Consider the following 24599-nt stretch of genomic DNA (forward strand, 5'->3'; position numbering starts at 1 on the left):
GCACGAATCTCATTGCGTTGTACGAACTGAGAGCGGTTTGAATGCAGCGCCTGGTGCACTGTGAAAGGCAGTCTCCCCCATCCTGTGCCAGCGTTCGCCGAGCTATGGCTGGAGGCAGCCGGGCGGGTGATGCGGGTGTGATATACCAACGTCTAACGACAGAAGGCGTCAGATCGTCGAACCTCTGAACCACCACTCCCGGGCGATGGTTTTTTTGTTCAACATCATGGCTATAGTGTGGATTCAGATGCTGGAGGCAATGGCGTGTTGGCCATGAATTTGCAAGCCTTCGGCTCCAGGCGTCGGTGGACATCTATGGGGAACGTTTGGATGAGACTCTCTATTCGCGGCAAGGTCGGGTTACTGGGCACCTTTCTCGCTTTTGTACCCACTCTGATCGTCAGTATCGTACTCAGCAGCATTGCTCTCGATCAGGGGGCCAGAGCGCTGCGAGACGCTGCTCAGCAGAAACTGACCGCGGTGCGTGATGCCACGGCACAGTCCATCGAGAACTACTTCAGGAATATTGATGATCAGGTGGTCACCTATTCAGGCAATCTGATGATCGTTGAGGCCATGAAGGAGCTGAGTGCTGCCTTCACTGACTACAATAAATCCTTGTCTGCCGATGAAATGAGCAAGCGCACCAACAGTGTGCAGCAGTACTACCAGCAGCAGTTTGATGCCAAATTCAAAGGCATGAACGAGGGCCACAGTGCCAATCCGGATGCCATTCTGCAGCAAACCGCCCAGCAGAGTGTGCCGCTGCAGTACCTCTTTATCAGCAATAACCCTGCGCCTCTGGGGCAGAAAGACGGCATGGACAAGCCTGCTGAAGACAACCCCTATGCTCAGCTGCACAGCAAATACCACCCCGCTATTCACGCCTATCAGCAGCATTTTGGCTATTACGACATTTTTCTGGTTAACCCGGCGGGTGATGTGGTTTACACCGTTTTCAAGGAGCTGGACTTCACCACTAACCTGAAAACCGGCCCCTACGCCAGTACCGGGCTGGGCGAGGCGTTCAAGGGCGCGATGGCGCTGGGTGACAAAGACAAGTTCTACATGTCTGACTTCAAGCCTTATCTGCCTTCCTACAATGCGCCTGCCGCCTTTGCCTCCTCTCCCATTTATGACGGCAAGACGCTGGTAGGCGTGCTGATTTTCCAGCTGCCGGTTGACCGTATCAATGCGGTTATGACCCACAACCATGAGTGGAAAACCACTGGCCTTGGCGATTCAGGCGAAACCTATCTGGTCGGCCCGGACAAACTGATGCGCAGTGACGGACGTTTCCTCATTGAAGACAAATCGGGCTATCTCAACACCATGCGCAGTCTGGGCACCGCGGCCTCGACCCTCGATGAGCTGGATCAGAAAAACACAACCATCGGTTTGCAGACGGTGAATACCAAAGGTGTTAACGAGGCTCTCGGCGGTAACAGCGGCTTTGATATCTTCCCTGACTATCGCGGTGTGCCGGTCTTGTCAGCCTACAAATCCCTGAACCTGAATGGGCTGAACTGGGTCATCATGAGTGAGATTGATGAAAGTGAGGCTTTTGCACCCATCGCAGCGCTGCGCCACACCATTCTGCTGGATGCTGTGATTGCCTGCCTCTGTGCACTGGCGGCCGGCACTCTTATGGGCTGGCTGTTTGCCGGCGTCATGACCCGTCCGCTGAAGCTGATGATTGATACTGTCAACGACATTGCGCAGGGCGAGGGCGATCTGACCCAGCGTCTGCCAGTTAAAGGCCGTGATGAAATTGCGCAGCTTTCGCAGGGGATCAATGACTTTATCACCCACATCGACAATACCTTTTCCTCTGTACTCAAATCGGTGGTGCGTCTGGTGCCGATTTCTCAGGATCTGGCCGATGTGAACACCCATCTGGTTGACGCGACCCATGAGCAGAAACAGCAGGCTGAAGCGGTAAATCACTGCCTGCTGGAGACCAATGAGTCCACCCGCACAGTAGATACTGAACTGAGCGGTATCAGTGAGGCGACGTCAGCGGGTAATCAGGTGGTAGAGGCCAGTCAGAAGGTGGTGGGCGACGTCTCGCGCGCCATGGCCAGTCTGTCCGGCAATATCGAGCAGGCGGTGCAGGCCATCGCCAGTCTGAAAGGTGATACCGACCGCATTGCCACGGTGATCGACGTGATTAACGGCATCGCCGAGCAGACCAACCTGCTGGCACTCAACGCGGCCATTGAGGCTGCACGGGCAGGTGAAGCAGGCCGCGGCTTCGCTGTGGTGGCGGACGAAGTACGCTCACTGGCCTCGAAAACCCGTCAGTCCACCAACGAGGTCACGGAGATGGTAACGGCGATTCAGACCGGTACCCGCTCGGTGGTCACGCTGATGGAGAGCGGTAAGGCCAACGCCGACAAATCCAACGCGCAGGTGGATGAAGCCACCGCCAAGCTGCGCTCGGTGACGGAGGCGATGTATCTGATCTCCGAGCGGGTGGATCGCATCGGCCAGGCCATCGAGCAGCAGCAGCACAATTTTGTGCAGGTGACCGACCGATACGAGCAGATGAATGCCAGCTTCGAAAGCTCGCAGCTGCGAAGTGCACAGGCCAGCACCGTTGGTCAGGACGTGAAGAAGCTCGGCGACAAGCTGATGGATTTGATCAAACGCTTCAAAGTGACCGACGACAACTGGTCAACCCAGCGCCGCAACAAGCTGCGTGCCGAAGAGGAAGAGGCCAAGCGGGTAGCCGCAGCGAATAAAGCGAAGAAGGCAAGCGTTGACAGCCGGCAGAAGGGGAAGGCTAAATCGACGGCCTGAGGGCGTACAAAGGGTATGCTCTGCCTGCTCAGAAAGTGCCTGCTCCCGCCTGTCCGGGAGCGAGCATGGTGAGCAGGGCCTGAGGTTGGTCAATCCTGCTGCGGAGCATGGTAATGAAACTGATCGGTTCTTCGACTTCCCCCTATGTGCGTCGTTCACGTTTACTGCTGGCGGATACCCTGTTTGAGTTCGTCGACCTGAATATCTATGCCGAAGGGCGTGACGCCCTGCGCAGGGCTAATCCGGCGCTGAAAATCCCGCTGCTGCAGGATGGCGAGCAGACCATCTATGATTCACGCATTATTTCCCGCTATATCAGCAGCAAGCTGGGGCTGCCTGCACTGAGCTGGGATGAAGAAAACCAGATTACGCTGGTGGAAACGGTTAATGATTCGCTGATTCTGCTGTTCCAGGCCGGTAACCGCTCCGGGCTGGATACCCATCAGGATGTGCTGGTGTTCAATCTGCAGCATGAGCGCATTGCCTCGACCCTGACCGAGCTTGAGCGGCAGGTGATCGCTGGTCAGTTTGCTCAGTGGAATTACCCGGCGATCTGCCTGCTGTGCATGCTGGACTGGACGTTGTTCCGCGAAGTGGCTGATCTCAGCCCTTACCCGGCCCTGCTGGGCTTTGTGGAGCAGGCCTATCAGCGCGCCGATGTACAGGCGACCAGCCCGCGCTGAGTGCGGGATGGGTCAGCAATAAAAAATGCCAGTGTGAACTCACACTGGCATTTTTGTTTCTACGTTCTGGCCGATCAGCTTTTTGCTGCTTTCTCGATGGCCTGACCGCCTTTCTGAATATCCTTGCCGATCCCGCTCATGGTGTTACAACCGGACAGGCTTAAACCTAGCAACAGCGTCATCATTACCAGCAGGCCTTTTCTCATCATCGGTGCAGATTCCTATTTCTTGGTGCTAAACAACCAGACGGTAGCGCCGTCTGCCGTTGTATCGGGTGATGGCCGATTATAGGCAGGGCGGATGAAACAGAACAACTCTGCCACCGCGGCTTACTTGAATATGACCTTTGTGCAGGGATTTAGTTGCTCAGGACCGGCGGCGAGATTGTTAAAGCGGGCAGAAACAACAACGCCCGGCACAAGCCGGGCGATGCGTTCAGGAGGCGACCTTGTGGCGGTGGTCAGGCCACCGCTCAATGACCGTTTAGTAGGTTTTATTATCTTCGGCGGAGTTATGAATCGCTTCGCCGCCTTTCTCTATGTCCTTGCCGGCACCAGAGATGGTGTTACAACCCGCCAGGCCAAAACCCAGCATCAGAGTCATCATCAGAGCCATTAGTTTTTTCATCGTACTGTTCCTTGTTCGTTAGTGTGCTCTTGCTAAGGTGGCTGTTAGCGGTTAGCCACCGGCCAAGAGGATTCTTGGTGTGATGCCTGTCCTGCGGCTCGCTGTCATCGCTTGGTGATCGTCCTCACGGCGCAATGACTATGGGAGAAGCTGACAGCGGGAGAAACGCCAGCACGACACGCATCGTTAACTCTGTATTTCGGTCTGTGATGGGGAAAACACAAGCGTAGCCCCCTGAGCTGTAAAACATGGAAAAAGATCCGAAAGGCTCTGCAAATTCTGGTTGCAGTCAGTGCTTGCTAACGGCGTGAGGTCTGCTAGGTAGCGTGTGATAAGGGGCTTTTCGAGGGGGAGGGGGGGCAAAGGTGTGGTTCAGGTGCGGTTCACTTCGTTCAGCGCACCCTACGTTGTTGATCGGGTGCATGGTGCTTTTCCCGGTATATATCGGCCTGCCGTAGGGTGTGGTGAGATACGAACTGCACCTTCTGCACCACACCTTTCCATCACGCAATCAAGCCGTCCCGATTACACGCCGTGCAATTGCTGTAAGGCCTGTCGATAGCGCTGATAGACCTCTTCGCTGGCTGCGACATCGGTGGCAACGGGCAGCTTCTCACTGCTGTCATCCACCTGTACGCAACGCTCGGTCAGGGCCGTCAGGCTTTCACCGCTGACACACCAGGCCGCCTGAATGGCGCCGCCCAGTGCTGCGGCTTCACCAATCACCGGACAGACCACACGGGCATTCATGGTATCGGCGACGATCTGGCGCCACAGTGCACTTTTGGCTCCGCCACCAATCAGACGAATGGTATCGCCCTGCAGGCCGGCATCACGCAGCAGGTCCAGCCCGTAGCGCAGACCGAAGGTGGTGCCTTCTACCACCGCCCGGCACAGGTTGGCCTGCGTCAGATTGAGGCTGTTGAGGCCAAGGAGGCTGGCGCTGGCCTGCGGCAGGGCGGGGACGCGCTCGCCATTGAGGAAGGGCAGCATGATGATGCCCTCAGCGCCGACAGGCGCCTGCTGCAGGCAATCGTTGAAGCCGGCAATATCCAGCTGGAACAGCTTCTGTACTGCACTGCTGGCACTGGTCAGGTTCATGGTGCAGATCAGCGGCAGCCAGCCACCGGCTGATGAGCAGAACGCCGCCACGCCCGCATTGGGGCTGACCAGTGCCTTGTCGCTATGGGCATAGACGGTGCCGGACGTCCCCAGACTCATGGTGATGATGCCCTGACGGATATTGCCGGTACCGATGGCGCCCATCATGTTGTCACCGCCACCACTGGATACCACCACGCCTGTGCCAAGCCCCAGCAGTTCGGCGACTTCCGCTCTGACCACGCCCGCCGGTTGATGGGATTCAATCAGCGCTGGCAGAGCGGCGCGCAGGTGGCCGTCACCGTCGATGTGATCGAGGATCGCCGTATCCCAGTTACGCTGACGGATATCGAAGTAACCCGAGCCTGAGGCGTCGCCGTATTCCGCACAAAACGTGCCTGTCAGCCAGTAGTTGAGGTAGTCATGGGGGAGCAGGATATGAGCGATACGGCTGAACTCATCGGCGAAGTGACGTTTCATCCACAGCAGCTTAGAGACGGTATAGCCGGGCGCGATCACCAGCCCCAGGCGTTGCAGAGCGGCGTCGGCACCGCCCAGATAGTCCAGCAGCTCGTTGTTCTCTGCGGTACTTTCGGTATCGCACCAGAGTTTGGCCGGGCGCAGTATCTCGCCGTGGCTGTCGAGGGTGACCAGCCCATGCTGCTGGCCGGAGACACCGATACCGGCAATCTGCCGTGGGTTGATACCTGCCTGAGCGATGGCCTGCCCGTAGGCCCTGACCAGTGCCTCAGTCCACCACTGGGGGTGCTGTTCGCGCCGGCCATTATTGAGGCTGATCAGCTCATGGGGGCTGTAGCCTTCGCCTAGCAATACGCCCTGTTCGGCGTCCAGCACCACTACCTTGGTACCCTGAGTACCGCAATCAATTCCGAGATACATAGCCTGCCTTCTTATTCTGTCTGTGTATGCCGAGCCCCCGCGGCAGAGCCGACAGGGGCCAATACTGCCTGTCCCGGCGACTGCTAGTTCAGCAGGGCCTGACGCAACAGGGCGTCGAGCTTGCACTGATCCTGATGGAACACGCGGATACCTTCGGCCAGTTTTTCGGTGGCCATGGCATCTTCATTCATCTGCCAGCGGAAGCTGGCCTCATCCAGTGCCACCGGACGCGGCGCGCGTTCACCGCTGTCCTGCAGTGCCCGCGGCACCTGACCCTGTTGTGCGGCCAGTTCTTCCAGCAGTGTCGGACTGATGGTCAGACGGTCGCAGCCACTCAGGGCGAGGATCTCACCTGCATTGCGGAAGCTGGCGCCCATTACCACGGTGCGATAGTCATGTTTTTTGAAGAACTGGTAGATGGCTTTGACGGACTCGACACCTGGCTCGGTGGTGGGGGGGAAGTGCTGGTGTGGCTGCTGCTTAACGTGCCAGTCCAGAATGCGGCCGACAAAAGGAGAAATAAGGAATACCCCGGCTTCGGCGCAGGCGCGGGCCTGAGCAAAGTTGAAGATCAGCGTCAGGTTGCACTGGATGCCTTCCTGCTCCAGCACCCGCGCGGCCTGAATGCCTTCCCAGGTGGAGGCGATCTTGATCAGGATGCGCTCGCGGGGGATGCCAGCCTGCTGATACAGCTGACACAGTTCACGGGCTTTGCTCAGGGTGGCGGCGGTATCAAAAGACAGCCGTGCGGGGACTTCGGTGGAGACCCGGCCGGGGACGTGCCTGAGAATCTCAACACCCATGGCAACCACCAGCCGGTCGCTGGCCAGCTGGAGCTGCTGGTGTAGGTCATCGCTCAACTGTCTGGCCTGCGCGATGGCAGCGCTCAGCAATTCCGGGTACTGACCGGCGGCAATGGCTTTGAGAATCAGGGAGGGGTTGGTGGTGGCATCTTCGGGCTGGAAACGCTGGATGGCACTGAGTTCGCCGGTATCGGCCACCACTACGGTGTGGGCTTTCAATTGTGCAAGCAGAGATGTCATGGGGCGGCATGTCCTCAACAGGTCGGAGAAGGGGATTCACCGTACGACAACTGCTGACATGAACGCGTGTTGACGATCTGAGAGCCTGAGGGTTATCCGGCTCTCAGAGTGGCCCGTCCCGGCTGAGTAATAAGGTTTCTCAGCCGAGAGTATAGGCGTTGCTTTTCAGCGCAGTCAGGCTGGCGTACAGCGAGTCGTGTTTGTAATCAGCAATACTGAATGCCTCTGGCCAGGGGGTATGGGGGTCGGGAATGGCAACCACGGTCATTCCTGCCGCTTTACCTGCCTTCACGCCATTGACCGAATCTTCCCAGACCAGGCACTGCTCGGGCTTAGCGCGCAGGCGCTCGGCAGCCAGCAGGAATACGGCGGGATCGGGCTTGGAGTGAGGAACTTCATAACCTGAAACCAGTACATCAACGGCAAATCGGTTCTGGCGCACAATTTCCTGAATAAACTCCAGCGGTGATGACGAGGCGATGGCGATGGAGAAGCCACGATCTGCCACATAGTTCATCATCTCGCGGGCACCGCGCATCAGCTGCACTTGCGGCAGACGAGGGCGCATATTGTCGAGAATCTGTTTGACGAATACTTCCGGCTCGATAAAGGCGGTGGGGTAGAGCTCACTCAGGCGCTGGCCGATATTGAGGGTGCTCATGCCCTGCATGGAGCGAAAGGTATCGTCGTCTATGTTCAGCCCGTAGTGACGCTTCACCACTGACTGCTCGACCGCCAGCCAGTGTGGCTCGGAGTCGATAAGCAGGCCGTCCATATCAAAAATCGCAAACATCCTCAGATCCTTTATGTTCCAGATGGGCGTGCAGCTAGGCTCTGACTGGCATCACCAAGTGGCTTGGCGTTGCCAGCAGGCATCCGCAGGCTGTCAGACAGTCTGCAAGACTAAAGTTTAAGGTGCCTATGCTACATGAAAATATCCGGGAACGGGCTGATCAGGCTGTTGTCGGAGTGTATCCAGTGTGCCGGTGAGAGCGAAATTGATAACGCCAAAGTGAAAATGGATAACCGCTCAGGGGGCAGATGAGCAGCGAAGTGCTGCTAACCTGCACCCTGAAGGATGTGGTTTTATCAGGCGACATAGTCGCGCAGGGTGGCCTGTACGCCTTTTTCACGCAGGCTGTTCAGTGCCCGCTCAAACGCGGCGACAAACTCCGCTGAAGCCAGCGGTGCCTTGCCAAAGATATCTTCCACACCGAGAAAACGCTGGGTCAGGCTGGCGTCGTCCTGCACCTGCTGTTGCATAAAGTCAGCACGGGGATCAGGGATACGATAGCTTTCGCCACGCTCATTGACTCCTTTCAGATACCACGCCCAGCTGGCGATGATCAGTGCCACACGGTCCAGCGGTTTACCTTCCTGCAGCAGCTGATTGACGGTCAGCATGATGTATTTGGGGAATTTGGCCGAGCCGTCGGAACAGGTACGTGCCAGCTGGTCGCAGATGGCGCGGTTAGAGAAACGGTCGATCAGGGTTTGTTTGTAGTCCGTCAGATTGATGCCGGGAACAGGCGCCAGTTGAGGGGTCACGTCGATATCCATGAAGTCACGGACAAACTTTTCGATCAGCGGGTCAAGCATGGCTTCATGCACAAACTGATAGCCCTGCACATAGCCGAGGTAGGTCAGCGCCAGATGGCTGCCGTTGAGCAGTTTCAGTTTCATGTGCTCATAGGGCGTTACGTCATCAGTGAACTGCACTCCGACTTCCTCCCACTGCGGCCGGCCATTGCAGAAGCTGTCTTCCAGTACCCACTGAATAAAGGGTTCGCAGACTACGGGCCAGGCATCGTCGACACCGGTTTTATCCTGCAGCTGCTGGCGGTGTTCTGCACTGGTCATCGGCGTGATGCGGTCAACCATGGCATTGGGGAAAGCCACATTGGCATTGATCCAGTCAGCCAGCTCGGCATCCAGCAGGCGGGTAAAGGTAATCACGGCCTTGCGGGTGACATCGCCATTATGTGGCAGGTTGTCGCAGCTCATGATGGTAAAGGGGGGAATGCCCTGATCACGACGCTGGCGCAGGGCTTTGGCCAGATAGCCGAAGATAGTGGCGGGGGTGTCTGGGTTAGCCAGATCATGCTGAATCTGCGGCAGTCCGGCATTGAACTCGCCGGTGCTGTCATCAACGCAGTAACCGCCTTCGGTAATGGTCAGGGAGACAATACGGGTGTCGGCATCCACCAGTCTGGCGTGCAGCTGTTCAGGCTGTTCCGGGGCCAGAATGAAGTCCTGAATGGCACCGATCACCTTGATCTCGGTGTCATCGCTGTCACCCAGTTCGACCATGGTGTAAAGGTAGTCCTGACTGGCCAGCGCATCGCGCATACCCCGGTCTTCCGGACGCAGGCCGACACCGCAGATGCCCCAGTCACGGGCTTTACCCTGCTTCAGCAGCAGGTCGGTATAGACGGCCTGATGGGCGCGGTGGAAGCCGCCGACGCCGACGTGAACGATTCCCTGACGAATGTCATCGCGTACATAGCCAGGCTGGCCGACGCTGGCGGGCAGTTGCTGCAGATTGGCTGCGTTGAGTTTCATGATGCAAATCCTGTCATAGCGGTTCATGCAGCAGTGCTGCGTTGAATCTGAATACGAGCGGCTGCCACCCCTGCCGTTATGCCGGTCAGGAGGTGGCTGCTGGAAACGGGTTAGGTACCGGCGGTTGGGGTGGCCAGCCGCCTTCAGGTCAGGCGGCGCGCTGATTCAGTTTCGGGATGGTCAGGCCACTTTCGTCAAACAGATGACAGTGGTTGAGATCCAGTGCCAGACCGACGCGCTGGCCGAACTCACCGGTGAAGTCGCCGGGAGCGCGCACGGTGAGCGTTTCACCTGAGCTGGTGCGCACGTAGCAGAATGTGTCGCTGCCCAGATGCTCGGTGACATCCATCTCAACCTGGAAGGCGCTGTCGCTGGCTTTGACCACTTCGATATGCTCAGGGCGAATACCCAGCGTCACCTTGTTGCCAGCGCTGACGCGAGCACCGCTGATGGGCAGCTGCAAGCGCGTGCCTGCAGCCAGCTCGATGGTGACTGACTGGCTGTCTGTGCTCATCACCCGGGCGTCGAGGAAGCCCATCTTTGGTGTGCCAATAAAGCCTGCGACGAACTGGTTGACCGGGTTGTGATACAGCTCCATGGGGGAGCCGACCTGCTCAATACGACCGCCGTTGAGTACCACCACCTTGTCGGCCAGGGTCATGGCTTCGACCTGGTCATGGGTGACGTAAATCATGGTGGCATTGAGGTCATGGTGCAGACGTGCCAGCTCCAGACGCATCTGCACACGCAGGGCGGCATCCAGGTTGGACAGTGGCTCGTCAAACAGGAACACCTTGGGGTTGCGCACAATGGCGCGGCCAATGGCGACGCGCTGACGCTGACCGCCAGACAACGCCTTGGGCTTGCGTTCCAGCAGATGGCCCAGCTCGAGAATGCGGGCGGCATCCTGTACCTTGGCTTCCACTTCACTCTTGTCGATGCCCGCCAGATCCAGCGCAAACGACATGTTCTTGCGCACTGACATGTGGGGGTAGAGCGCGTAGGTCTGGAACACCATGGCCAGATCACGCTTGGCCGGGGTGACGTCGGTAATGTCGCGACCATCAAGGGAGATAGTGCCGCTGGTGACCTCTTCCAGCCCGGCGATCAACCGCAGCAGGGTCGATTTGCCGCAGCCGGACGGGCCGACAAACACCACAAATTCGTGATCGTTGATGTCCAGATCGACGCCTTTGATGATTTCCAGGCCGTCGAAGACTTTTCTCAGTTTTCTTATTTTCAGATCTGCCATGATGAATTCCTTACTTCACTGCGCCGAAAGACAGGCCGCGGACAAGTTGTTTCTGACTCAGCCAGCCGATGATCAGGATCGGTGCGCAGGCCAGGGTGGAGACGGCGGACAGCTTGGCCCAGAACAACCCTTCGGGGCTGGAGTACGAGGCAATCAGTGCTGTCAGGGGTGCAGCCTTGGAGGCGGTGAGATTGAGTGACCAGAAAGCTTCGTTCCAGCTGAGGATCAGCGACAGCAGCATGGTGGAGGCCAGACCGCCTTTGCTGATGGGCAGCAGTACGCGGCTGATTTCCTGCAGCGGTGTGGCACCGTCCAGACGAGCTGCTTCAAGAATGTCCTTGGGAATCTCCTTGAAGAAGGAGTACACCATCCACACCATGATTGGCAGGTTGATCAGGGTATAGATGATCACCAGCGCGGTGCGGGTATCGAGCAGGCCGGTGTTCTTGCACAGCAGGTAAATGGGCATCAGTACCCCGACCGGCGGCAGCATCTTGGTCGACAGCATCCACAGCAGGGTGCTCTTGGTGCGCTTGCTCTCATAGAAGGCCATAGAGTAAGCGGCAGGCACCGCGATCAGCATGCCGATAATGGTTGAGCCGAACGACACCACAACGGAGTTCCAGGCAAAGCTGAAGTAGCCACTGCGCTGCTGGATCTCGACGTAGTTCTCCAGCGTCGGAGTGAAGATCAGCTCAGGTGGCGAGGCGAAAGCGGCCAGTTCGGTTTTGAAGCTGGTGAGGATCATCCAGAAAATCGGGAAGAACATCATCAGACCTACTGCCCAGGCCAGCAGGCCGAGCAGGAAGGTACGTAATTGACGGGTTTGTTTCAGCGTCAGCATCATGATCGTCCCTCCTTTAGCTGGCTTTGTCGGTCAGGTTCTTGCCGATCAGTCGGATCAGCACGAAGGCAGCGATATTGGCAATCACCACGGCAATCAGACCACCGGCAGAGGCCATACCGACGTCAAACTGCAGCAGCGCCTGGTTGTAGATCAGGTAGGCCAGGTTAGTGGTTTCATAGCCCGGGCCACCGCTGGTGGTGGTGTAGATTTCGGCAAATACCGACAGCAGGAAGATGGTCTCGATCATCACCACGACGGCGATAGGCCGTGACAGGTGAGGCAGCGTGATGTGCCAGAAGATCGCCAGCGGGCCGGCACCGTCCAGACGGGCGGCATCTTTCTGTTCCTGATCCAGTGACTGCATGGCAGTCATCAGGATCAGGATGGCGAAGGGCAGCCACTGCCACGACACGATCATGATGATGGAGAGCATCGGATAGTGAGTGAACCAGTCCACCGGCGTGGCACCGAAGAAGCGCCAGATCGCCGCGAAAATACCGGACACCGGGTGCAGCAGCAGGTTCTTCCAGACCAGCGCGCTGACGGTTGGCATGATAAAAAACGGGGATATCAACATGACGCGGACCAGGCCGCGCCCCCAGAAGTCAATATCCACCAGAACTGAAATCAGTACGCCCAGCACCACGCTGATCAGCAATACGCTGCCGACCAGAATCAGGGTGTTGGCGGCACCGGCGAGAAAGCCCGCGTCGGTGATGAAGTAATAGAAGTTTTCCAGGCCGACAAAGTCGTTTTCACCGGGATAGAGCAAGTTGTAGCGAATGGTGGAGAAGTAGATGGTCATCGCCAGCGGCACGATCATCCAGACCAGCAGCAAGAGTACCGAAGGAGAGACCGTAGCCAGGCGCAGCCGGTTTTCGTAGCGGGAGACACCGCCCTGACGGGCCTTGTCTTCGGGCTGCTGCGTCGTTCTGGAGTCCAGACTGGTAGTATTCATAGACCTGACTCTTATCATTATTCTGACGTCTGGCTGCCGGGGCTGTGACGGTGTCATCGCTGACTGGGCGCATGGCGCGGAGGTCGGTGATGGCGCGTCGGGCAGGATGGCAGGGGCGTCTTTTATTGTCTGAAAGCCTGGGGGAGTTACCTCCCCCGGCCACGTGAAACCGGCAGCAGGGCAGCCGGTGTTGGCGAAGCGGTCAGCCTGACGAATGCATGGCTGTCAGTGATTGATCACGGGCTAGGTGAGGGGTCTGCTCACCGCTTCGCGTTGCCTGCTGATGGATGGCGGCTACCGGTATTCACCCGGGGCTGGCCCGCATCAGTCCTTGATGTAACCTGCGCGTTTCATGTCACGGCTGACCGAGGTCTGGGCATCTTCCAGTACCTTGTCAATGCTCATCTGACCTGCCAACGCACCGGAGACCAGCTTGCCAACCTGGGTACCAATGGCCTGGAACTCAGGAATGGTGACGTACTGAACACCGACATAGGGAATCGGCTTGGCAGAGGAGTCCATGGGGTCGGCGCTCTGCATGGAGTCCAGGGTCAGCTGGGCAAAAGGCGCAGCGGCTTTGTATTCTGCACTGTAGGTGGAGAAGCGGGTGCCGGGAGGAATATTGGCAATACCTTCCTTGCTAGCGACCAGACTGCTGTAGCCTTTGGAGGTTGCCCACTCAATAAAGGTTTTGGCCGCATCGACTTTCTTCGAGGAGGCAGGGATACCCAGCGACCAGGCCCACAGCCAGTGTGAACCTTTATCGGTGGTCTGATGAGGGGCAAAGGCAAAGCCCACGTTGTCAGATACCTTGCTCTGAGACTTATCGGTCACGAAGGAGCCAGCGACGGTCGCATCAACCCACATGGCGCATTTGCCACTGTTGAACAGTGCCAGGTTTTCGTTGAAACCGTTGGTTGAAGCACCGGGTGGGCCGTATTTGCCCAGCAGATCAACATAGAAGCTCAGGGCTTCTTTCCACTCGGGCGCGGTGGTGAACTCGGGCTTCCACTGCTCATCGAACCAGCGACCACCGAAGCTGTTGACCATGGTGGTGAACAGCGCCATGTTCTCACCCCAGCCTGCCTTGCCACGCAGACAGATGCCGTACTGCTCTTTATCCGGGTGGCTGAGTTTCTCGGCAAAGCCCTTGATCTGATCCCAGGTGGGCTGCTCGGGCATGCTCAGGCCAGCTTCCTTGAACAGGTCAGCGCGGTAATAGGTCATGGAGCTTTCCGCATAGAAGGGCAGGGCATAGAGGTTGTTGTCGACTGACAGACCATCGCGTACGGACGGGAAGATATCGTCGACGTCATAGTCTTTGGGCAGATCAGTGATGGGCGTCAGCCAGCCTTTCTTACCCCACAGACCGGTTTCGTACATACCGATGGTCACCACGTCGAACTGACCACCCTTGGTGGCAATGTCGGTGGTCAGACGCTGGCGCAGTACGTTTTCTTCCAGAACGACCCAGTCCAGCTTGATGTCTGGATGAGCCGTTTCAAATTCCTTTGACAGACCCTGCATACGCACCATGTCACCGTTGTTGACGGTGCCGATGGTAATGGTGGTGGCGGCAGATGCATGTTGCGCGGCCATCAGCATGCCGCCGGAAATCAGGGCAGCAAAAAGCGGATGCAGTTTCAGGCTGTTAGCTTTCATACGAGTTTCACTCCTCAACCGACCCTGAGAGCAGTGCTCTGAGCCAGTGTTGTTTTTATCGTTGTTTTACCTGTTGGTGTCGCCGCAGTGTTGCGCTGTCAGCGAGTGCCAGGAGAGTGTTGGCCTGTGTATTACAGCCGTTGACCTGTACGAAAACAAATAACTAATCCACCAATTATTGATACTTTTTTGCACTGATGGTTGCAGGCGTTTCTGCAGTTTTCGGGTTAATTTTTATGAATAACAACAGGTTATCGGCTATGTGTTGAAACCTGTGGGATAAAAGTGGTCATATCACCGTTTTTTGCTTCTGCAAAAAAGTAGAGGTCAGAGGCACAAAAGTATTGGTTGTGATGAAGGCTCAGCGGTAGTGTGGAGCGACAACAAGAACAACATGAAGAGCATGTACCACTGCGGTATTGCTGAGGTTGAATCTATGCCCCATCCCCTCCGTGCAGCTGATCCCTCCTATGAGCTGATCGATGAGCAGCGAGCCAGCCGGGTGCTGTATCGTGAACATGGCTTTCCTCATCCCCTGGTGCGCTGGCATTACCACAGGGAATATGAGCTGCACCTGATTACCGCCAGTTCCGGCAAGGTATTTGTCGGTGACTACATCGGTAACTTTTACCCCGGCAATCTGATCCTCACTGGGCCGAATTTGCCCCATAACTGGATCAGTCAGGTGGAAGAGGGCGAACAGGTCGACAGGCGCGACCGGGTGGTGAATTTTACCGATGAGCTGATTGCCACCGCGCAAGGTGCCTTCCCGGAAATGCACAGCTTTACTCCGCTTCTGGAAAGAGCGCAGTACGGTATCGAGTTTTACGGCAAGAACACGGTCAGCGAGGCCAAACAACTGATTTATCGGATAGCTGAAAGTCAGGGCGTGACGCGGCTTTCACTGTTTTTCATTCTGCTGGAGCTGCTGGCGGACACCGGGGAATACCACCTGCTGTCGAGTAACGACTATCTGCTGGTCACCGGGGAGAAGAACATTCAGCGGCTGAATCTGGCGGTGAACTATATCTTTGATCACTACATGCGCAATGTGACCCTAGAAGAGGTTGCCGACCATGTCAGCATGAAGCCTACCTACTTTTCCAAGTTCTTCCGTCAGGCGACCGGGCGGCGCTTTATCGAGTTCGTCACCAGCCTGCGCATCAGCAAAGCCTGTGAGCTGTTGAGTCGCAGTGATACGGCGATCACGGATATCTGTTTTGAAGCTGGCTTCAACAATATCTCCAACTTCAACCGGCGCTTCTTCGCCAGCAAGGGCATGACCCCGTCAGATTACCGGCGGGAAGCCTATGAGCGCGGTTCCGACAAGTGGAGCCATGTTTCCTGAGCCCCTCAGGTAGTCTCGCTACGGTTGTGATTTTCTCATCAGTCACCGTACTTGAATGGTGCTATCTCCGCTGTCGTGATGAACGCAATCGATACCGCTGCAGTGACCGCCACGCAAATGAAGCAGAGCATGGAAGAAGTGGTGAAACAGGCACGTCAGCAGTTCGATACCGTCAGCAACGGCACCCAGCAGATTCGCGACATCGTGCAAAACTCCGCCAATAGCGTGCAGGCGCTGAACAGCCGGGCGGCGGAAATTGCCGGGATGGTGTCTCTGATCAGTGATATCACCAGCCAGACCAATCTGCTGGCGCTAAACGCCGCCATTGAGGCGGCGCGTGCCGGCGAGCACGGACGTGGAAGACGTTGACCGGCAGCTGCAACTGGCGGAGACAGGGTCGGCGGATAACTGCCATCTGTATCAGTCCGTCGAGCAGATGTTCGTCATCATTCAGCAGATGAGCGTCAACAGTAAGGAACATGGACGTCAGGCGCAGCAGGTAGCACAGGCGACGCAGTCCATGGGCAAGGCCATTCGCTCACTGCATGCCAGTTCAGATCAGGTGAAGGTCACGGCTTCACGATTGCATCAGCTGTCTGGCAGTTTTCAGGTCAGTAAGGAAATGCAGCGAAAAGTAGCTTAACAGGAGGCGGTCTGGTTATGCCTTCAGGGCAGCCGCACCCATCACAACAAGCAAGTGCTGCTGCCTGCCAGGAAAAGAAGCTGGCCACTCATCGAACACAGTTGCGCCCGGCTCGCTTGGCTTCGTAGAGATTCTTGTCTGCCATCTGAATGGTGGACTTGAGATTGGATGGGGAGTGGCAGGTTGCCACGCCGAAACTGGCTGTGATGTGGCGTGCTACAGAGCCAAGGGCGAAGGCTTGCTGAGCCAGCTGCTGACGCAGAAACTCGGCACGCTTGAGCCCGTCATTAAGCTGGGTATGAGGCATAAAGAAAATAAACTCTTCGCCTCCATAACGGGCAACCATATCTTCCGACCGTGTACCGGTCCGTAACAGCTGACTGACCGTACGGAGCACACCGTCGCCAGCATCATGGCCAAAGCTGTCATTGACCTCTTTGAAGTGGTCGATATCCAGCATCACTACCGTCATCGGGAAGTAATTATCCGGATTGTCCTGCAGTTGTGCAGGCAGGTCGACATCGATATAGCGGCGATTCAGCAAGCCAGTAAGCGAATCGGTATAGGCCAGCGTTTGCTGATCGCGTTGTAACGCGGTCATCTTGTGATGGCTGCGGGCGCGGAAGTATTCGCTGATCCAGCCGACACAGATCACGGTCAGCATGGAGGAGATAAAGCGACTGGTCTCTTCCGGTCGATATTTGGCGATAGTCCATTCCGGAAATTTGAGAAACAGTGCGAGTACCAGCGTCAGGCCGAGATTGAGTAAGGCGCCGCGGCGCGCACCCAGTAATGCAAACTGAATGATCGGGAACGGATAGACCCAGTACAGCGCGGTATTGCGAAAGCCGCCCTGATATACCAGTACCAGTACGAAGACTGACACCAGCACGCTCTGTACCAGACAGGCACGGTCTATGCGGCGGCTAAGGTGAAACACGACGATGTTGAGCAGGAAGGCCAGCGCACTGCAAATCAGGATGCCTGCCAGCAGCATCTGCTGGTCATAGATATGACGGACGCCGTAGACAAAAATAATGGCTGCCGCGATGTAGCTGACAAACATCAGGGTGTAGGCACGACGCAGGTGATCAATCTCAGCGGCGTCATTACTCAGAGTAATCTTGGACAAATGAGGGGGCACGTTCTCTACTCTTGATTCACTGCATCTCTGCTGTGGCAGTGGTGAGCGAATACAGGCTCCCAGGCCGTCAGCGAGACTGTTCTTCGGCAGTGCGGGTTGCCAACCGACTATCTCCCGCCCGGGTGTACAACGCCACCCAGGACAACGCAAGAATAGTAAGGAATGTAGCTGCATTGGCTGGGATTTGTAAGTTGAAATCCACTGTGGAGTGAATACCCAGAGCAATTGTGGCCATTATTGGCGCAAAGCTGATATCGCGGAGCAGTGGGGTGGACTCCCCGGCAAGTTGCTGCTCATAGCCGGGTAAAACCGCTGTCGACTGCTCTCGGTTATGGAGCGAGAAGGAATATGGGCACATTGACTGTGCCCATAGAGGGATGATGGCCGTTATGCCCTGCCATATTTATCTTCAAAACGAACAATATCGTCTTCGCCAAGGTAGCTGCCTGACTGAACTTCGATTAGCTCCAGCGGAATCTTGCCGGGGTTCTCCAGTGCATGCACAGCCCCGAGGGGGATGTATATGGATTGGTTTTCTGTGAGTAACGTCTCGTGGCTGTTTATTGTCACTTTGGCAGTGCCAGAGACGACAATCCAATGTTCTGCACGATGGTGATGCATCTGCACAGACAGTTTGGCGGAAGGTTTGACCACGATCCGTTTAACCTGAAACCGTGCACCCGTATCAATGGAGTCGTAGCTTCCCCAGGGGCGGTATACCTTTCGATGAATGGTGCCTTCGGAACGCTGCTGCTTCTGCAGCTTTGCGACGACTTTCTTCACGTCCTGAACCTGGGACTTGTGGGCAACCATGACGGCATCAGGGGTATCCACCACTACAATGTCTTCAATGCCGATGGCGGCAATCAGTTTATCTTCACTGAAGAGAAAGCTGTTGTGACAGGCTTCAGTTAGTACATCACCACGTACGACATTGCCTTGAGGATCCTTGTTACCTATATCCCACAGTGCAGACCAGGAGCCGACATCACTCCATCCAGCATTCATCGGGACTACAACGGCTTTGTCTGTCCTTTCCATTACGGCGTAGTCGACGGAGTCATCCGGACAAGCCATAAAAGCCTCATTGTCCAAGCGAATAAAGTCCAGATCCGTAGTCGTCGCTGAACAGGCATTGATACAGGCCTGATAAATATCCGGGCGGTGACGCTGGAGCTCTGCCAGATAGATACTGGCCTTGAACAGAAACATACCGCTATTCCAGTAATACTCACCAGAGGCAAGGTACGCTTGAGCAGTTTCTGCGTCGGGTTTCTCGACAAAGCGATCAACCTTATAGCCAGTATTCAGCTCGGTGGCTTGTCCGCCCTTGATATATCCGTAGCCAGTATGTGGCTCGGTGGGCACGATACCAAAGGTGACCAGCTGATCGTTATTGGCTAACGGCAGCGCTGACAGTATTGCTTCGGTATAGGCTTTTTCATCCTGAATAACGTGGTCGGCTGCCAGAACCAGAAGCAATGGATCGGTATCTTTCTGGTTTTTGACTGCATGTATAGCGGCAATGGCAATAGCTGGTGCGGTATTTCGTCCTGCTGGTTCCAGCAGAATTACGCCCTGCTTACCTAGCTGTCTCAGTTGCTCCGCGACGATGAAACGGTGGTTTTCATTGCAAATGACAATAGGCGAGCAGCTGGAAAGAGGCTCTGAGCGCTTTATGGTTGCCTGAAGCATCGTTTCCTGCTCATGAAGAGCTAGAAATTGCTTGGGATGGAGTGCTCGCGAAAGTGGCCATAAGCGAGTTCCGGAGCCCCCAGCCATAACGACGGGAATAATCATAGAAAAATCTCTATAGGTGATGGCTGATATCAAGGTCTTCAGATCACAATGTGTTGTTCACAACTGCTTTAGTCCACAAGCTGGAACGTACTTGAGTGATCAGCGAAAAATTATGACGTATTTGGCTAGTAGCATCAGTGACCAAGTAAATCTGCCTGTCATGACTTGTACAAGATCCATTCTCGCGTGGCTGGCTTTAATAGCCACTCTGGAGCCAGCAGCTTAGCGGCTCGGTGGGTTCGGAGACAAACTCTTTGCATGTTGCCCAGAAACAGAGTGCAAAGCGTAACGATCACATCCGTAGTTTGAGCAAGCTATTTGTAGAAATAGATTCGGCCCCGATCCACGCCATCGGAGAGGGATGGGCGAATCGGGGCCGAAAAACTGTGGCAGTGGTTTAAGGTCACTGCCTTGTGCACAGGAGACTAGCGGCTGGTGCGTTGAGCCTGGTTTTCTGACTGACCGTAGTAGACGGTTTCGTCCAGCTCTTTTTCACTCTTGCCGACCAGCACTGACACCATCAGGTCGCCAGTGACGTTTACCAGCGTACGTGCCATATCCAGAATACGATCGATACCGGCAACGATAGCCAGACCTTCCAGTGGCAGACCTACAGTAGACAGCACCAGTGACAGCATGATCAGGCCTGCACCTGGCACACCGGCGGTGCCGATGGAAGCCAGCGTGGCGGTCAGAATGATGGTGATGTAGTCACTCATGGACAGGTCGATACCATAGGCCTGAGCAATAAATAGTGCTGTTACGCCCTGATAGATTGCTGTGCCGTCCATGTTGATGGTGGCGCCCATGGGCAATACAAAACCGGCAATTCCCTTGGACACACCCAGCTTCTCCTCGGCGGCACGCATGCTGACTGGTAGGGTGCCTGAGCTACTGGTGCTGGTGAAGGCGATGGTCTGGGCATCCAGAATGCCTTTCAGGAAAGGCAGTGGATTCAGGCGGGCAATAAAGGTGATGGCACCGGTGTATACCAGCAGCATCTGCAGCAGACAGCCAACATAGACCACGGCGATCACCTTGATCAGAGGCAGCAGTACGTCGATGCCGTATTTTCCAGCTACCCAGGCCATCAGGGCGAATACGCCGTAGGGAGCAAACTTCATCACCAGCTCGGTGAGCTTATACATGGCTTCAGCGAAACCATTGAATACCTTGACGACGGGTTCACCGTGTTCGCCGATCAGGTTGAGAGAGAAACCCAGACCAATGGCAAATACGATGATCTGCAAAATATTGCCTGAAGACAGTGATTCCACCGGATTGGTGGGAATCAGACCAAGCACGATATCCACCAGTTTTGGTGCAGCTTTGGCTTCCTGTGCGGCGGCACTGGCGGTCATATGGATACCGCTTCCGGGCTCAAATACTGCACCCAGTACCAGACCTATCGCAACAGCGACGGCGGTGGTCAGCAGATAAATGGTGAAAGCCTTGAGGCTGACACGGCCCATTTTGCGGCTGTCTTTCATGGAGGTGACGCCAACCACCAGAGAGCAGAACACCAGCGGCACAATCAGCATCTTGATAGCTGAAATGAACAGGGTGCCAATGGGTTTGAGGTATTCAGCCTGAGGGCCCAGGAATACACCGAGGATCATACCGGCCACCATGCCGATGACGATTTTTTTCCAGAGCGCCATGGAGGGTTTGTCCACCAGGGCAGAGGCGTGCATCACATCACTCATGAGGTCTCATCTCTCTTAATTGTTATCAGATGGGCATCTTGACGGTCCGCCGATGGGTTTGTCAGTGCGGACGAACCGCAGCCACTGGCGAACAGCAGGTGATCTCTTAGAGCAAGGCCAATGCCAAGGTTGTATTTATATAACTTATTGAATTTATTGAATTTATTTTTATTTCTTTAAGCTGGAAATATAACTTTGGTTATAGCCAATAAAGGGGGGCGTGTTCAGGTAGGTAGTGGCGGCGGGTCATAACCCCTGTTATCACGGGAATGTGCGGGGTTATAACCAGCGTTATAGCTATAACGCTGGTTATAGGTTGTGAAAGTGGGGGAGTTCAGGCGTCACCGTCACCGTCCCGCTGCTTTTTCAGCCGTTTACTGAGGGCGGGCTGGGAGACGCCAATCAGCCTTGCGGCGAGAGACTGGTTGCGGTTGGCCCGTTGCATTGCCTCCTCTACCAGCAGGTCAGTAATTCCCTGTAGTGATGGCAATGGCTGATCCGGGTCGAAATACACCGCGGTCTTGCGTAGTGTGACGGGGGCGATCAGCGGTGAAGGTTCGACGCCCATGGCCTGCAGGAAGGTATCCAGCTCCAGCGTCGCATTGCGATTCTGACTGATGGCGTCATAGACCATGGCGCGCAGTTCACGGATATTTCCCGGGAAACTGTAGCCCTGCAGCAGGGTCGCCAGCGTCTGCGGCAGCGCTGGTGCATTGCGGCCCAGGTCATCGGCCGCCAGAGTGAGGAAGTGTTCCAGTAACAGCGGGATGTCTTCGCGCCGCTCCCGCAGCGGCGGAATATGAACCTGATGGGTGCGCAGTCGATAGTACAGATCCTTACGGAAACGTCCTTCAGACTGACGGGCGGACAGATCCTGATGGGTGGCGACGATCACCCGCGCCCGGCACTGTTTGGCACGGTCGCTACCGAGCGGATAGTATTCTCCTTCCTGCAGCAGGCGCAGCAGCTTGACCTGTGAGGCGGGGCTGAGATCACCAATTTCGTCAAGAAACAACGTGCCTTCTGCCGCCTGTTCCACCAGTCCGGGACGGGCCTTGTCTGCCCCGGTAAAGGCACCACGCTGATGACCAAAGAGTGTGTCAGCAAACACGTTGTCATCCAGACCTGCCACATTGACCGTTACCAGTGGCCCACGACGCTGGCTGACGGCATGGGCGGCACGTGCGATCAGCTCCTTGCCGACACCGCTTTCGCCACTGATCAGAATGGGCTGACGACTGCGTGCGACCGATTCCAGATATTGAAACACCGCCCACATACTGGGATGGGTAGTGATAATGGACTCAAAGCACTCAGGTTGCTGCAGGGTGTCGTGCAAGACCACTTGCCGCAGGGCCTGATTTTCCTGCCGTAGTTCCTGCATCTGGATGGCGCGCTTGATGCCTTCCAGCAGACGGTCCTGCTCGGCGGTTTTGACGAAATAGTCAAAGGCACCCATACGCAGGCAATCCACGGCGGTTTCCACCTGATTGAGGCCGCTGAGGATGATGACATTGACCTCCGGATACTCTTCCCGTAACCAGCTCAGCACCTCGCGCCCAGACAGATGTGGCATGGTCAGGTCGAGAATGACCAGCCCGATGTGCTGGTGCTGCATCAGAGTGCTGACCTGACGGCTGTCGTCACAGCGCAACAGGTTGGTGATGCCCTGGCGTTCCAGTGTCAGGCTCAGACTGTGCAAAAAGGCCGGCTCGTCATCAACCAGCAAAATGCTGAAGCCTGGGTGGGGTGTTGCAGTCATGCGGCGGCCTCCGTTGCGTGAGTGGGAATCGGCAGGCTCAGGCACACCTGTGTGCCCTGACCCGGAGTGGAAGTAAAACTCAGGCTGCCGCCATGGGCCTGAACAATACCGCTGGATACCGACAGGCCAAGGCCAGTGCCACCCTGTTCTCGTTTGGTGGTGAAAAAGGGATCAGTCAGCTGCGGCAGATGCTCGGCGGCGATACCGCGGCCCTGATCGTTGATCCAGATCTGTACCTGCTGACCATCGCTGGCGAGTCGGGTACTGACGCTGACTGCCTGATGGCGATCAGTCAGGGCCTGACAGGCGTTGAGAATCAGGTTGATAACTACTTGCTCCAGTCGTTGTTCACTGCCCTGAATGGAGGGAAGATCAGGATCGTACTGAACCTCAAATACCTGAGTAGAACGGCGCAGAGTCGTATCGGCCAGCCGGATGGCAGTCGCTACCATGGTATTAATATCCACCGGTTGTAACTGCTGAGGATCTAGACGGGCAAAGTCCTTGAGATCATCGACGATGCGTTTGATACGCTCGGCGCTGTCGGCCATGTTTTTCAGCAGCAGCGGAACTTCGTCGCGCATGCGTGAATACGGCAAACCTGCCAGCAGATAGTCGCCGTGTTCAGCGTAGTGCTGTTCCAGTAGCTCTTCGGCATCCTGCCAGGCGTCACGCAGAATGGGGATATTGAGTAACAGCAGGGCACTGGGGTTGTTGATTTCATGGGCTACACCCGAAACCAGTACACCCAGTGACTTGAGCTTATCCGCCTGAATCAGTTGCTGCTGGTGTTGCCGCAGTTCGGCACTGCGCTTATCCACTTGCCTGCGCAGCATGCGGTTCCAGATGACGGTGCCGCCGAGAATCAGCAGCAGCACGCATGAAACGATGGCTGCCCCCTGGCCCCAGCGTTTCCAGGCAATACCGGGAGCCTCCAGAGGCCCCAGCCAGCGGTTGTAGATTTCCTGCTGTCTTCCGGTGTTCTTCAGGATAGCCAGTCCTTCACTGAAGACAGCCAGCATTTCCTCATTGCCCTTGCGCACAGCAAAGCCGTACTGCTGAGCCTGAAAGGGGCGTGCTACCTGGACGATGTTGCTTAAGCCCAGTTGCTTGCTGAGGTACAGCGCGGGGACATTGGCTACCAGCGCGTAGTCACCTTTGCCTGAAGCCAGCATACGCAGGGCGCCGGCATGGGTGGCAACCGGGATGATAAACGCACCGATGTTGTGGGTATGGAGGTAGTCATCCATAACCCCCCCTTTTTGTACTATGACTTCCTTGCCGCGTAGCTCTTCGATGCTGTCGATATCGGGTGCCCCTTTGCGGGCAAAGATGGACTGATGAATGATGGCATGGGGTGGGGCAAAGCTGAAACGCTGCTCGCGCTGAGGCGAGATCGAGATTCCTTCCAGCGCATCAATGCGACCATCCAGCAGGGCGTCACGCATTTTGTCCCATTCCCCCAGCTCAATACGGACACGAATGCCCATCACATCGGCAATGGCGTGAGCCAGTTCGACATTATAGCCATCAGGTTCGCCCTGATCGTTCAGGAACTCATAGGGTGGGTAGTCGTAGTCACCGCCGATGACGATGATCTGGGTATCGTTGCGGGCAGCATTACTGTTGGCAGGCAACCAGGACAACAGACATAGCAGGAAAAGCAGGGTCGGTCGCAACCTGCGAATGACGGTAGCAGGGGAAGAAGCGGAACGGGGAGCGGGCACGCAAATAATCTCGATGCAGGCTGTCGGTGCAA

General features: G+C 56.2%; 20 protein-coding genes. 5 read left to right on the forward strand and 15 right to left on the reverse strand.

Translation table 11 applies throughout. The annotated features are described in order from the left end of the window. Positions 1–330 precede the first annotated feature (330 nt). Entirely contained in the window at positions 331–2802 is a 2472-nt protein-coding gene (locus QCD60_RS18130; RefSeq protein WP_279787656.1) for a methyl-accepting chemotaxis protein, read from the forward strand. A 113-nt stretch (positions 2803–2915) separates the two neighbouring features. After that, complete coding sequence (locus tag QCD60_RS18135; protein WP_279787657.1) at positions 2916–3485, forward strand: glutathione S-transferase N-terminal domain-containing protein; 570 nt, start codon at positions 2916–2918, stop codon at positions 3483–3485. A 74-nt stretch (positions 3486–3559) separates the two neighbouring features. Here the strand turns inward: QCD60_RS18135 and QCD60_RS18140 are convergent, their stop codons facing one another. The 10 genes from QCD60_RS18140 to QCD60_RS18185 all read right to left on the reverse strand — a co-directional run bounded on the left by QCD60_RS18140 (position 3560) and on the right by QCD60_RS18185 (position 14380). Beyond that, on the reverse strand, positions 3560–3694 hold the full coding sequence (locus tag QCD60_RS18140; protein WP_324768304.1) for an entericidin A/B family lipoprotein: 135 nt from the start codon (positions 3692–3694) through the stop codon (positions 3560–3562). Between the two features lie 274 nt (positions 3695–3968). After that, positions 3969–4112 (reverse strand): entericidin A/B family lipoprotein, encoded by a 144-nt coding sequence (locus QCD60_RS18145; RefSeq protein ID WP_279787658.1) that lies wholly within the window; start codon positions 4110–4112, stop codon positions 3969–3971. Positions 4113–4637: 525 nt separating this feature from the next. Further along, positions 4638–6113 (reverse strand): xylulokinase, encoded by a 1476-nt coding sequence (gene xylB / locus QCD60_RS18150; RefSeq protein ID WP_279787659.1) that lies wholly within the window; start codon positions 6111–6113, stop codon positions 4638–4640. Between the two features lie 83 nt (positions 6114–6196). Continuing rightward, positions 6197–7156 (reverse strand): transaldolase, encoded by a 960-nt coding sequence (tal, locus tag QCD60_RS18155; RefSeq protein ID WP_279787660.1) that lies wholly within the window; start codon positions 7154–7156, stop codon positions 6197–6199. A gap of 139 nt (positions 7157–7295) precedes the next feature. Further along, positions 7296–7949 (reverse strand): HAD family phosphatase, encoded by a 654-nt coding sequence (locus QCD60_RS18160; protein WP_279787661.1) that lies wholly within the window; start codon positions 7947–7949, stop codon positions 7296–7298. 296 nt (positions 7950–8245) lie between these two features. Continuing rightward, positions 8246–9718: a mannitol dehydrogenase family protein gene (locus QCD60_RS18165; protein WP_279787662.1), complete on the reverse strand. Its 1473-nt coding sequence runs from the start codon at positions 9716–9718 to the stop codon at positions 8246–8248. Positions 9719–9866: 148 nt separating this feature from the next. Further along, entirely contained in the window at positions 9867–10970 is a 1104-nt protein-coding gene (gene ugpC, locus QCD60_RS18170; RefSeq protein WP_279787663.1) for a sn-glycerol-3-phosphate ABC transporter ATP-binding protein UgpC, read from the reverse strand. A gap of 10 nt (positions 10971–10980) precedes the next feature. Then, positions 10981–11811 carry a carbohydrate ABC transporter permease gene (locus QCD60_RS18175; protein ID WP_347950230.1) on the reverse strand — a complete coding sequence of 277 codons (831 nt, stop codon included), beginning with the start codon at positions 11809–11811 and terminating at the stop codon, positions 10981–10983. Between the two features lie 19 nt (positions 11812–11830). Beyond that, positions 11831–12640, reverse strand: coding sequence for a sugar ABC transporter permease (locus QCD60_RS18180; RefSeq protein ID WP_279787939.1), 810 nt, complete (start codon positions 12638–12640; stop codon positions 11831–11833). Positions 12641–13099: 459 nt separating this feature from the next. Beyond that, positions 13100–14380 (reverse strand): sugar ABC transporter substrate-binding protein, encoded by a 1281-nt coding sequence (locus tag QCD60_RS18185; RefSeq protein WP_279787940.1) that lies wholly within the window; start codon positions 14378–14380, stop codon positions 13100–13102. 493 nt (positions 14381–14873) lie between these two features. Between QCD60_RS18185 and QCD60_RS18190 the strand changes: the two genes are divergently transcribed. The 3 genes from QCD60_RS18190 (at position 14874) to QCD60_RS18200 (ending at position 16428) form a co-directional block, all read left to right on the forward strand. Then, the gene (locus tag QCD60_RS18190; protein ID WP_279787664.1) at positions 14874–15785 is read left to right on the forward strand and encodes an AraC family transcriptional regulator; all 912 of its coding nucleotides are present in this window, start codon (positions 14874–14876) and stop codon (positions 15783–15785) included. Positions 15786–15863: 78 nt separating this feature from the next. Further along, a complete protein-coding gene (locus tag QCD60_RS18195) occupies positions 15864–16154 on the forward strand; it encodes a methyl-accepting chemotaxis protein (protein WP_279787665.1) in 291 nt (96 codons plus the stop codon). Then, complete coding sequence (locus tag QCD60_RS18200; RefSeq protein WP_279787666.1) at positions 16123–16428, forward strand: hypothetical protein; 306 nt, start codon at positions 16123–16125, stop codon at positions 16426–16428. The genes QCD60_RS18195 and QCD60_RS18200 overlap by 32 nt, the downstream gene beginning before the upstream one ends. Before the next feature lie 88 nt (positions 16429–16516). Here QCD60_RS18200 and QCD60_RS18205 read toward each other — a convergent pair whose 3' ends face one another. From QCD60_RS18205 to QCD60_RS18225, 5 genes are all read right to left on the reverse strand, one after another. Further along, complete coding sequence (locus QCD60_RS18205; protein ID WP_279787667.1) at positions 16517–17572, reverse strand: GGDEF domain-containing protein; 1056 nt, start codon at positions 17570–17572, stop codon at positions 16517–16519. Positions 17573–17959: 387 nt separating this feature from the next. After that, positions 17960–19372, reverse strand: a complete 1413-nt coding sequence (locus QCD60_RS18210; protein ID WP_279787668.1) for a mannose-1-phosphate guanylyltransferase/mannose-6-phosphate isomerase — start codon at positions 19370–19372, stop codon at positions 17960–17962. Between the two features lie 425 nt (positions 19373–19797). Continuing rightward, positions 19798–21078, reverse strand: coding sequence for a dicarboxylate/amino acid:cation symporter (locus QCD60_RS18215; protein WP_279787669.1), 1281 nt, complete (start codon positions 21076–21078; stop codon positions 19798–19800). A 334-nt stretch (positions 21079–21412) separates the two neighbouring features. Further along, a complete protein-coding gene (locus tag QCD60_RS18220; RefSeq protein ID WP_279787670.1) occupies positions 21413–22840 on the reverse strand; it encodes a sigma-54 dependent transcriptional regulator in 1428 nt (475 codons plus the stop codon). Further along, positions 22837–24567 carry a transporter substrate-binding domain-containing protein gene (locus QCD60_RS18225; protein WP_279787671.1) on the reverse strand — a complete coding sequence of 577 codons (1731 nt, stop codon included), beginning with the start codon at positions 24565–24567 and terminating at the stop codon, positions 22837–22839. Before QCD60_RS18225 ends, QCD60_RS18220 begins: the two co-directional genes overlap by 4 nt. Positions 24568–24599: the final 32 nt, after the last annotated feature.

The organism is Pokkaliibacter sp. MBI-7 (assembly GCF_029846635.1).
Classification (GTDB): Bacteria; Pseudomonadota; Gammaproteobacteria; order Pseudomonadales; family Balneatricaceae; genus Pokkaliibacter.